The sequence below is a fragment of the Streptomyces sp. NPDC001093 genome (assembly GCF_040298985.1).
Lineage (GTDB): Bacteria > Actinomycetota > Actinomycetes > Streptomycetales > Streptomycetaceae > Streptomyces.
This window is the reverse complement of the sequence record NZ_JBEPBF010000003.1, coordinates 199,422-208,849: the sequence shown is the minus strand read 5'-3', so window position 1 is coordinate 208,849 and position 9,428 is coordinate 199,422. Positions and strand designations below refer to the sequence as shown.

11 protein-coding genes and 3 pseudogenes are annotated in these 9,428 nt (G+C 67.1%); 8 read left to right on the top strand and 6 right to left on the bottom strand.

The window, feature by feature from the left end; all coding sequences use genetic code 11:
- A partial coding sequence (locus ABT288_RS03535; RefSeq protein WP_351602325.1) for an integrase core domain-containing protein occupies positions 1 to 207 on the top strand: 207 nt, incomplete at its 5' end.
- 89 nt (positions 208 to 296) lie between these two features.
- Here ABT288_RS03535 and ABT288_RS03530 read toward each other — a convergent pair.
- The gene (locus tag ABT288_RS03530; protein ID WP_351602323.1) at positions 297 to 854 is read right to left on the bottom strand and encodes a hypothetical protein; all 558 of its coding nucleotides are present in this window, start codon (positions 852 to 854) and stop codon (positions 297 to 299) included.
- Positions 855 to 1,144: 290 nt separating this feature from the next.
- Here ABT288_RS03530 and ABT288_RS03525 point away from each other — a divergent pair, with 290 nt between their 5' ends.
- Positions 1,145 to 1,705, top strand: a complete 561-nt coding sequence (locus ABT288_RS03525) for a GNAT family N-acetyltransferase (protein ID WP_351602321.1) — start codon at positions 1,145 to 1,147, stop codon at positions 1,703 to 1,705.
- A 481-nt stretch (positions 1,706 to 2,186) separates the two neighbouring features.
- Here the strand turns inward: ABT288_RS03525 and ABT288_RS03520 are convergent, their stop codons facing one another.
- A complete protein-coding gene (locus ABT288_RS03520) occupies positions 2,187 to 2,513 on the bottom strand; it encodes a hypothetical protein (RefSeq protein WP_351602319.1) in 327 nt (108 codons plus the stop codon).
- Between the two features lie 278 nt (positions 2,514 to 2,791).
- Here ABT288_RS03520 and ABT288_RS03515 point away from each other — a divergent pair, with 278 nt between their 5' ends.
- From ABT288_RS03515 to ABT288_RS03500, 4 genes are all read left to right on the top strand, one after another.
- Entirely contained in the window at positions 2,792 to 2,992 is a 201-nt protein-coding gene (locus ABT288_RS03515; protein WP_351602316.1) for a hypothetical protein, read from the top strand.
- Positions 2,993 to 3,373: 381 nt separating this feature from the next.
- Complete coding sequence (locus tag ABT288_RS03510; RefSeq protein WP_351602314.1) at positions 3,374 to 3,922, top strand: GNAT family N-acetyltransferase; 549 nt, start codon at positions 3,374 to 3,376, stop codon at positions 3,920 to 3,922.
- 77 nt (positions 3,923 to 3,999) lie between these two features.
- Positions 4,000 to 4,977 (top strand): transposase family protein, encoded by a 978-nt coding sequence (locus tag ABT288_RS03505; RefSeq protein ID WP_351602311.1) that lies wholly within the window; start codon positions 4,000 to 4,002, stop codon positions 4,975 to 4,977.
- A gap of 220 nt (positions 4,978 to 5,197) precedes the next feature.
- The gene (locus ABT288_RS03500; protein WP_351602308.1) at positions 5,198 to 5,776 is read left to right on the top strand and encodes a hypothetical protein; all 579 of its coding nucleotides are present in this window, start codon (positions 5,198 to 5,200) and stop codon (positions 5,774 to 5,776) included.
- A 108-nt stretch (positions 5,777 to 5,884) separates the two neighbouring features.
- Here ABT288_RS03500 and ABT288_RS03495 read toward each other — a convergent pair whose 3' ends face one another.
- Complete coding sequence (locus ABT288_RS03495; RefSeq protein WP_351602305.1) at positions 5,885 to 6,451, bottom strand: MFS transporter; 567 nt, start codon at positions 6,449 to 6,451, stop codon at positions 5,885 to 5,887.
- A 200-nt stretch (positions 6,452 to 6,651) separates the two neighbouring features.
- Positions 6,652 to 7,296, bottom strand: coding sequence for a LysE family translocator (locus ABT288_RS03490; RefSeq protein ID WP_351602302.1), 645 nt, complete (start codon positions 7,294 to 7,296; stop codon positions 6,652 to 6,654).
- Positions 7,297 to 7,395: 99 nt separating this feature from the next.
- On the opposite strand from ABT288_RS03490, the pseudogene ABT288_RS50095 reads away from it, so the two are divergent.
- A pseudogene (locus ABT288_RS50095) lies at positions 7,396 to 7,534 on the top strand (IS1380 family transposase); the annotation flags it as partial.
- Positions 7,535 to 7,671: 137 nt separating this feature from the next.
- Here the strand turns inward: ABT288_RS50095 and ABT288_RS03485 are convergent.
- A pseudogene (locus ABT288_RS03485) lies at positions 7,672 to 7,758 on the bottom strand (IS5/IS1182 family transposase); the annotation flags it as partial.
- Positions 7,759 to 8,370: 612 nt separating this feature from the next.
- On the opposite strand from ABT288_RS03485, the pseudogene ABT288_RS03480 reads away from it, so the two are divergent.
- Positions 8,371 to 8,642 (top strand): annotated as a pseudogene (locus ABT288_RS03480) (4-hydroxy-2-oxovalerate aldolase family protein); the annotation flags it as partial.
- A gap of 81 nt (positions 8,643 to 8,723) precedes the next feature.
- On the opposite strand, the gene ABT288_RS03475 reads toward ABT288_RS03480, so the two are convergent.
- Positions 8,724 to 9,428, bottom strand: a complete 705-nt coding sequence (locus ABT288_RS03475) for a hypothetical protein (protein WP_351602300.1) — start codon at positions 9,426 to 9,428, stop codon at positions 8,724 to 8,726.

The window sequence follows — 9,428 nt, the reverse complement described above, 5'->3', positions numbered from 1 at the left end:
CGGCCGCAGACCAACGGCAAGGTCGAACGCTTCAACCGCACCCTGCTCGACGAATGGGCCTACCTGCGGCCCTACGCCAGTAACGACGAACGCACGGCCGCCCTGGCAGACTTCCTGCACACCTACAACCACCACCGCTGCCACACAGCACTCGGCGGCCACCCACCGATCAGCCGTGTGAACAACGCTTCAGATCAATACACCTAGGCTCTGAGGTTGGGGCACTCCCTGACATGGGGGCCCACGACCAGTAGTCGTGGAGCCCCCATGTCAGGCCCGCGGATGCGCGCCTGTGATCAATGGTGGTTGGAGCTGAATCTGTCGTCGATGTCTGGGATCCAGAAGCAGATCTCCAACGTCTTCAGGCGGTCCCAGTGCCGCACACGGCGCCCGTGTCTGACTGCTGCAGTCAGGCTCACGAGTAGCAGTGCCGCGCAGCATCCCGCCAGCACACGATCGGATCCTACGACGAGCTCGATCACCGCGATGAAGAGCGCGAACACCAGGGCGAGGGCCGAGTTCCGCAGCATCAACGCGACGCCTTGAAGCCGAGTGATCTCGCCCGCTGCCTCCTTGTTGTGGAGTTCCACCGCAGCCAGCAGCAGAGATGTGTCAGTGCGCACGAAGGCTCGGTCCCGGGACTCGGGCACTCTGGCCACGAAATCGAGACGAGCGTCCTCGACACTCCAGTTCCAACGCGGTGCCACCTTGTCCAAGAGGGCACTCAGCGGATAGGCGAGATGCCCCAACAGGTAACTGGCAACGCCGACTCCGACCACCTGTAGCGCTGACGGTGCCGAGGCCAGACTTGTGAGATCGATGATCTGCAATCGTGTGAGCACGTAAATGATCAAGGATAGGTGTAGTACTCCTGGTATCCCGTAGGTGAACAGATCGAAGAAACCCACAGCTAAGGTCACGAAGCTCCCCCTTGACCCTCCAAGGCCCCTGACTCTAGTGAGTAGAGGCCGGGCGTGGTTCTGATGAGTCGAGAGCTTCCCTGCCTGGCCATGATGCGAAAGCGCCGCGAGCACCGCTCAAGTCGAGCATGGACGAGCACGCTCGGTTCGAGGGGGCCCGAGGTCGCCGCCCGCGCCCAACCGCGAGCGAAGACGGCATCAGTCGGCTCAACTGCCGTGAGAACGTGACGGTGGCCCGTACCCTGCTCGACCATGCCGCTACCGAGCTGGGTCCCCGCCCCTTGGACGCCTTCCACTTCACCAGCGCCCTCACCCTGGGCCTGGAAGCCCTCCCCGTCCGCCACCGCCCCGCCACCCACGCCGCCCTGACCGCCGCCGGGTACACCGGAACCGACCTGTGGCGGTACATGCACCGCATCCTCCCCGCCGCTGAACTGCCCCGCCTCACCCACTACGACACAGAACCCGCCACCCCCGACACCCGCCGCCTCCTCGTCACCGAGGACGGCAACACCCTCGCCGACGCCACCATCGGAACGCCCGTACAGGGCACCGGGGTTCTGTGGTGGATCGGGGTTGAGCCCGCCGCACGCGGCCGGGGACTCGGCCGCGCCCTCCTCGGCACCGCACCGGACGCGCTCCACCGCATGGGCGCCACGGACGTGATCCTGTTCGTGGACGACGACGCGCCCCCGCGCGACGACCGGGACCGGACCGCCGCCAAAGCTCTCTACGAGTCGTCAGGATTCGAAGAAATCGACCGTCTGTACTCATTCACCATGTGAGTCGGGGGTTGCGCGAGACCGTCGGCGAGATTGATGGTCTGCGGGGGAGTGCCGGTTGCACCTCGTCGTCTGGGCGTCAGTGGCGCAGGTGCGGTGACCTGGTCGTTGACGCTGACGGGTGGTGCTCACTCGTTGCTGGCATGAGTGACGAAGGGCCATGTCATTCTCACGCCGACCACCAGGTCGTCGCCACCGTGCTGCGCGACCCGGCTCGGCACATCGGGCAGGTCTACGAGCTGACCGGGCCGCGCTCGTTTGACATGACGGACTGGCCGCGGAATTCTCTCGGGCGCTGAGCCGACCGGTGTCATAGGTTGACGTGCCGCCGGACAGGTGGGAGTGATCGAGACGGCAGAACGAGCGCGCAACGGGTATGTCGTCCTGGACGAGTTCGGCTTTCCAAGCCGCAGCCGAAGTAGTTCTTGCCGTAGATCAGCGTCTGGCCGGCTGGGCGGCGACGAGGTCCCTGACGTCGCTTCAATCAAGCCGAACTGTCGCTCGTCCACGTGACACCAGTCCCGTAGGCGATGAAGTTCACGCTGCTGTACCCACCACCACCGCCCGGTGGATGAGCGGGGGAGGTAAAGCCAACGCCCAGTACCGCGTCATAGCCAAGGTTGTACGCCTCGATCAGGAGGGCTTCGTAGGCGGCGTCCATCGAGGAGCGCGCGGTGCCCCAAATGACTTTGACCTGTGTGAACGGGCGCGAGTCATGGCAGAGTGTGCTAGCTGTGACGGTTGCCAGTGCCCTTTCACGAAGCTCTCCGGCCGCCTGCCGCCTCTTGCGTGCGTTGTCCATCCACTTCACGATCCGATTCTGAGCGTACTCAGTTCAAATGTCACGACCAGAGATCGGCAACACCTGGAGCCGATCATCTAGACGTCGCGTGAGGGGACACGGGCTGCGAGTTCGGCGGCGAAGTGGGGGCCTGGGCGCCCCAGTCGTGATCGGTCGTGCCGAAGTGCTGCAGGACGTCCAGCAACTGGTGCGCCTCCGTGAGAGTGAGAAGCGGCAGGCGCGGCTCGTAGGCCTCTGGGGCTCCTTGCGCGGTGTTCCGGCACGCCTGTTGACGAGAGGAACTCCGTATGTCTGAGCGTAACGCGAAACGCCGGCCCAAGCGCCCGTTCAGCCGGGTCAGGCGAAGCGCCGAAACCATCCGTCATCTGCGGAAACGGATCGGCCTGCAGGAGCAGAACCTGCTGGGCGAGTTCATGCAGGGAGCGGCGTACAAGCTCGGCAGTGGTGCCGTGAGCCTGATCATCCTGTGGTGGGAGACCCGTCACTGACGTCAGGGGCAGCCGACTCAGGCGAGCCTGCCGTGCCTCAGCAAATCCGCCGTTCATGGGAAGGTCTTTCGCGAGGGCAACTCGCTCGACCTCCTTGCTGGAGGTGCGCCGTGCCCGAGGCAAGCTCTTTACGGGCCTGGGGGAAATTGAGCTTCGGGCGTGCTGGGCTGGTGGGTGATCAGCAGGTGGTGTCGCGGACGAGGACGAGTTCGGTGCTCGTCCGTCGGTGGGTGGCCCGCTGCGCGGATCGGTCGGAGACGAGCGAGACGATCGCGAGATGGGTCTCGGTGTAGGTGTCGCGGCGTCCGTGTGGCCGTCTCCATGTCCGCCAAGGCCGTAAACCGGTGGACAGCTCTCCGGCTCTGGGTGAGCATCACCGCGATGAACAACGAACCTCTCTCCGCCCCCAAACGCGTCCGTTTCGTCGAGCTCAGTGCAAAGGCACTGCGGGCGCTTGCCGACGGTGACCTCGCTGGCGGCAGCGCCGAGGCCGGGGTCGCCCTTGACGAACACTTCGTCGGTGAGCGAGCCCGCTGGATCTTCGGCTACCGCGCCGACCAGCTCGCCAAGGACCCCTCTGCCGCGCCCTGGATCACGCGTGCCGCGGTGTCCGAGCCGGACGGGGTCGTCGTTGGCGACGCCGGGTTCCACGGGCCGCCGGATGAGGCCGGCATGGTCGAGGTTGGCTATACCGTCGTGCCCGGGTACCGCCGCCAGGGCTATGCCCGCGCCATGCTGAGGGCGTTGCTCGTCAGGGCCGCGGCCGACCCCGACGTCAGGACCGTGCGCGCCAGGATCGGATCCGACAACACCGCCTCCCTGGCGTGCATCGAGGGCTTCGGCTTCACGCGCATCGGCGAGCAGGGGGACGAGCGCGACGGAATCACGATCATTTTCGAGGTTCCGGCAGACGCCATTCAGGCCGGGTAGCTTTACGGTCTCGGCGGACATGGTGATCGTCCCGGTCGGGCCGTGACATGAGAAGGGCCGTACGGGTTGGGTGAGTTGTGAAGCTGACCTGGGCCCGTACGGCCTGTTCCCATCCTGCCCTGTCCGGCGTCTCACGCGCACATTCCGGCGAGTTGTTCGCCGAACTCGCCACGGCATGGGAGGCTGCGCGGCAGTCCGCGCTCCGCGAGGCCCGGGGCGGGGAGCGTCGGAGGGCGGAGGGTGCCGGCAGAAAGCCCAAGCTGGTCTTCCTCGATCGGCTGCTGGTCACCCTGGTCCATCTGCGCCATCAGTTGCCGCATGTGGTGCTCGCCGAGCTCTTCGAGGTGGATCGCTCCACCGTCTCCGCGGCCATCCGCCAGGTCCGCCCGCTGCCGGCAGCCCGTGGTTTCGCTGTGCGCGACCGGCCCGGCCTGCGGCTGAAGACGCTGGAGGACGTCTTCGCCTACGCCGAGGCGGAGGGCGTTGAGCTGCGGCTCGACGGGGCCGAGACCCAGGTCCGCCGCCCGCAGGCCGACCGTCCTGGGCGCCAGGCGTTCGTCTCCGGCAAACGCAAGCAGAACACCATCAAGACCACCACGTTCAGCGACGGCCAAGGCCGCCTGCTGCTGTCCGGCTTGGTCCGCCCGGGCCGGATGCACGACCAGACCGCCGTGCGGACCGAGAGCATTGCCGAGCAGTTCCGCACCCGTCCCGGGGTGAAGGCGAAGGTCGATTCCGGCTACCTCGGGCTGGCCAAAGAGTTCCCCGGCCAGGTCAGCACCCCACCGAAGAAGCCCAAGGACGAGGCGTGCGACGGTGACAAGCATGCCTGGCGCGAGACACGGCGACGGCAGTCCTCGGCGAGGATCTGTGTGGAGCACACCAACGCCGAACTCCGCCAATGGGCACCCCTGCGCCGTTTCACCGGACGCCGCGATACCTACGCCGAGACCCATCTCGCGATCGCCTCACTCGTCTCCGACCGATCCGCGCAGCGGGCCACCCGCCGCCGGACTAGCACCGAACTCGTCCTCGTCCGCGACACCGTCCGCTGATCACCCACCAGCCGAACCCAGGCCAGCACGCCCGAAGCTCAATTTCTCCCCAGACCGCCGTTGTCGACGGTCGTGTAATTCCCCACCAGGTGCACCACCCCCCTCACGTTCGAACGAGGCCGATGCCTCTTGCGGCTGGCGATTCGCATGTGGTTCGCTCCGGTCGGCTCAGCTGATAAAAGCTGGCTCGCGCCCCGTCTCGTGCCGCAGAATTCTCGACGTGTCAGACACGAGAACTACCGACGAAGAGACGCCGGACGGGCTGCTGGGCTGGTGCCTGGTGGCCAACGTCGCGCGAGAAACCGCGCGTGGCGAGAGCGGCCTCGACATCCAGCGCGGGACGAAGCACTTCCCCGCAGGCGCCCTGCTGTGGATCCCGCCCATGCGCTGGGACCCCGGCGACGGTCGCTGGCCTGTGGTGGGCCGGCACCGAGGCAACGGCCGCCGGTACGTCAACATGGTCGTGCGCGCGGATGACCTGGAGAACTTCCGGGTCAAGGGTGTCTACAGCGAAGGTCTGGTGCGCAGCCTCAACGGTCACGAGCACGACCCGGCCGCCCCCCGGACCCTGCAGAACCCGTGGTCCCGCGAGCGAGCCCAGAGCTGGGCGGACGGCCGGAACCAACTCCGGGAGGGCATCCTCATCGACGGCCAACGTCACCCGCGGATCTCCGTTCCCAACCCTCCGCCGGCAGAGCTCCAGGTCGGCGGTGAAATCCTGCACCTCGCCCACTACGGCCCCAGGGGGCCCCACTACAGTCGCATGCCCCCTCCCGTGGAATGGGTCCCCGCGACCTGAGCGGGGCGTTCGAACGTCAAGGCGGGGAAGGTGACGCCGCTGGTGGGGAATTACGTGACGTTCCACAGCCGCAGTCGAGGCGCGGGGGAGTGGCGGGATCGGCGGACCTCAGGCGCAGCCTGCCGTTGCGGTCGGGGGCCGATACCGGGAGTCGCTACAGTGCCGCCAGGGCGCCTTGCTGCGGGGTGGCATCAGCCGGGCCGATGCGTCCGGCGGGCAGCACAAGCCTGCACTCCACGGCGGCCGGCCGCGGACTGATCGCCCCCGTAACAGCGTCCGTCGGTCGACCCGCGCCGACCACCACAGGAGCGCGACACCGGCTACCGGCAGTGCGGCATCGATGAGCGCGGGCGCGCGGTGGCCGAGTCCCGCGCTGATCACTACTCCGCCGGGCCAGGCGCCGAGGGCGTTGGCGATGTTGAGGGCGGACTGAATCATGGCCGCGCCAAGAGTCACGGCGTCTCCCGCGGCTTTCATCAGCCGGAATTGGAGGTTGGTGACGAACACCGCGCCCGCCGCACTGATCAGGAACAGCAGCGGCAGGGCCCACCAGCCGTAGGGCACAACCGCCCAGAAGGCCCCCATCAGCACGGCCGAGCCGGCGCCGGCCAGCAGCAAGGACCGGTATACGGACCAGGAGGCGAGTTCTCCGCCGACCCACGTTCCCACGGTCATGCCGACGGGGCAGCCTCATCGCCCTTGTTACGTACTCGCCCCACACGGAGACGCGGGTAGGTCCCGATACGCCTCTTCACCTGGAAGTGCCTCCGACGGGTGCGGGAACAATGGCCTCAGCAATCCCTATTCTCGCTGGTCATGGGAACTTTCTGCTACGTGATCACGTGCTGGACAGCTCACCTCGTGAAAGCGCGAGGCTAGTCGGCGCGGCCCGTCGCTGCCACGGCCACACCCAAACCGATCATCGCGAAGCCGCCCGCCCCGCCGACCATCGACAGGCGGCGGTCCGAGCGGGCGAACCAGGAACGGGCCGCCGAGGCACCCAGTCCCCACAGGGTGTCCGTGATCATGCCGATGGCCACCGGGACCAGCCCCAACACCATCATCTGGAGGGGGACTCGGCCCGCCGAGTGGTTCACGAACTGCGGTAGCACCGCCGCGAAGAAGATGAGGCCCTTCGGATTGGTGAAGCCCACGAAAATTCCGTCCAGGACCGTGCGCAGATCGCTGCGCCGCTCACCCGCGGGGGCCTCCATGTCCGTCGCGCGCATCTCCTTGCGGTGCCGGAAAGCTTGCACGCCGAGGTAGACGAGATAGGCGGCGCCGGCCAGCTTCACGCCCGTGAACATCGCTGCGGAAGTCTCCACCAGCGTGCCCAGGCCCCACGCCACAGCGGTTACCAGGAGGTACGAACCGATCAGGTTGCCAAGGACGGTCGCGAGCGCCGTGCGGCGGCCGTGTGCCAGGGCCCTGCCGATCACGAACAGCACGCTTGGCCCCGGAATCACGATCACCACCAGCGACATCGCCGCGAACGCGAGAATGCTCTCCGTGGACACCATGCGTTTGCCACCTCCTGGATTGCCTTTCAGAGGTCATACAAACAGGTGGCGGACCGCTCGCTCTAGCCTCGCGCTTGCACGAGGCAGGGCGTCCTCCAGGTGAAGAGGCGTATCGGGACCTGCCCGCGTCCGCGTCGAGAGCGGCGGCTGCGGGGTCGTGTCCCAGGCCGGCGGTGGACTGCTGGTGGAGACGGTCCGCAAGTCCGGTCCCGATCGGGCGAAACACGCCGCAATCACGTGCGCATCAAGCGCATGTTGCAGGACTGCGACCCGGACTCCGTCAGCGCGGAGGAATGGAACGAACGTCGTACACAGAACGTCCGGCGGCACACCGGGGACGGGGACCGCTAGAGGTTGTCCCGTATGGGGCGTGAGTTATCCGGTGAGGGCCAGGTTGTGGAGCCGGGCGATGCCGAGCATGGCCTGGTGCACGCCGTGGCCCTTGAGCCGGCAGTCCCGCAGGGGCAGATTGCCGGGTGCGGTCATCGTGCTGATCTCCTTCGGGCTTCGACACCTCGAAGATCAGCCGGTGGCCGTTCATCTATGCGGGCATCATCCCGACGCCGGAGCAAACCCCCGGATCAGGTCGAACCCGTACACCATCTCCATGGACGCAACCCACCCGTGCTCACCCCTCCCGTGCTGACTTGGTGCTGACTACGCTCCGTTGTACTCGGACATCTTGTGGCTGATCGGATCGGCTTAGCACCGTTGCGAAGCCGGCCCGGCTTCGACGCCTGGCTCTGCGGCCACGGACAAGGCGCTGCGCCTGGGCGTGGTGCGCGTTCGTCCTGGCAGATTCTTGGTCTCCTTGTGGTACACGACCTCACCCGCTTCTGACCTTCCGGGCGGGTGTGCTGCAGCTCCGGCGTCGGCACCGTTGTCCTCGGGTTCTCCGCCCTGCGCCCTCGCGTCGAGTGCTCGGCAAATCGGGCCGGGGTCCTTGGCGACCAACAGTCATAAGCTTCGCCCCTGCAAAGTCGAACGCTTTCCGGGAGGTGTCTGAGGCGATGCCTGCCCCCGCCGAGGGGCGCACGGGCTTCTCGTCCGCAGGCTGTTCATGGTCGCGGAAGCTGCGACCTGTTCCGCCTGATGGACGCTGCCGACCGACATCGTCCGCCCCCTGCAGGCCCGCGAGGTGCGGGTGGACCGCGAGACGCTCGCTCTCGGGTACGCGGGCGTGTACTCCGGTTTCCTGCGGCGCGCCGTTGCCGCGGCACGCCGTCACGGTTTGGACGCCCGGGGCGATCCTTGTCGAAGCCGGCCGGCGCCGGATGGTCGGTGGCCAGGCGGGCATGATCACGGACATTGCGCTCGACCTCGCGGCGGTCGGTTGCGCCGACTGACGCGAGTGATCGGTGCGGTGGCTGTGGCGGCCCGGCGGGGCCGGTGCCACCGCTGTCCACGTCAGAGGACGGACGGCCATATCAGCGGCTCGTGTCGGCGTCACCTTCGTCATTCGGAGGGCCTTCCTGTCTCCTGTCGCCCGGAGGGGAGCCGTCCCCGTGCTCTTCCAGCAGCTCGAGGAGCGCGGCGTCCGCTCTTTTCTGGTCTTCCTTCGTCAGCTCGACGGGTGCGTTGTTGTAGACGGTGTAGCGACCTGGATCGATGATGTTGGCGGCCCTCAAGATGAACGTCAGCAGGGGGCGCCACCCCTTGCGGTGGCCGACCCGAACTTGTAGCTGGGCCTTGTAGTCACGGGCCTCCGGGAGGAATCCGGAAAATGGTGCCTCGAACTCTAGGAAGAGTTGTTGCGCTTCTCTGCCGGGCACGACGAATCCGGCGGGCAGCTTCGCCTCCTCGTCCGGCCCCGGTTGGAGGCGGGACGGGGAGGATACCCACAGGAGTGGCAAATGAGAGGCGGGCTCATCGGGGAAGGTCAGGATGAGGTCCTGCACGACGATCGGTTTGGGACCGGTGTTGTGCAGGACGAGCGGCAGTCGTAGGCGTGCCGTGGAACCGTGGACGATCGCCGCGAAGGAATGAGGTTCCCACGCCTGCAGGCGTCCCTGTCGGGCGTTGAGCCACCAGAACGACGCGACGGTGAAGAGCAGTGCGCAGGCTGATACCACACTGGCGCCGGTAAGCGATGAGGACGCGATCTGATCCGCCGCGACCATCAGCGGAACCAC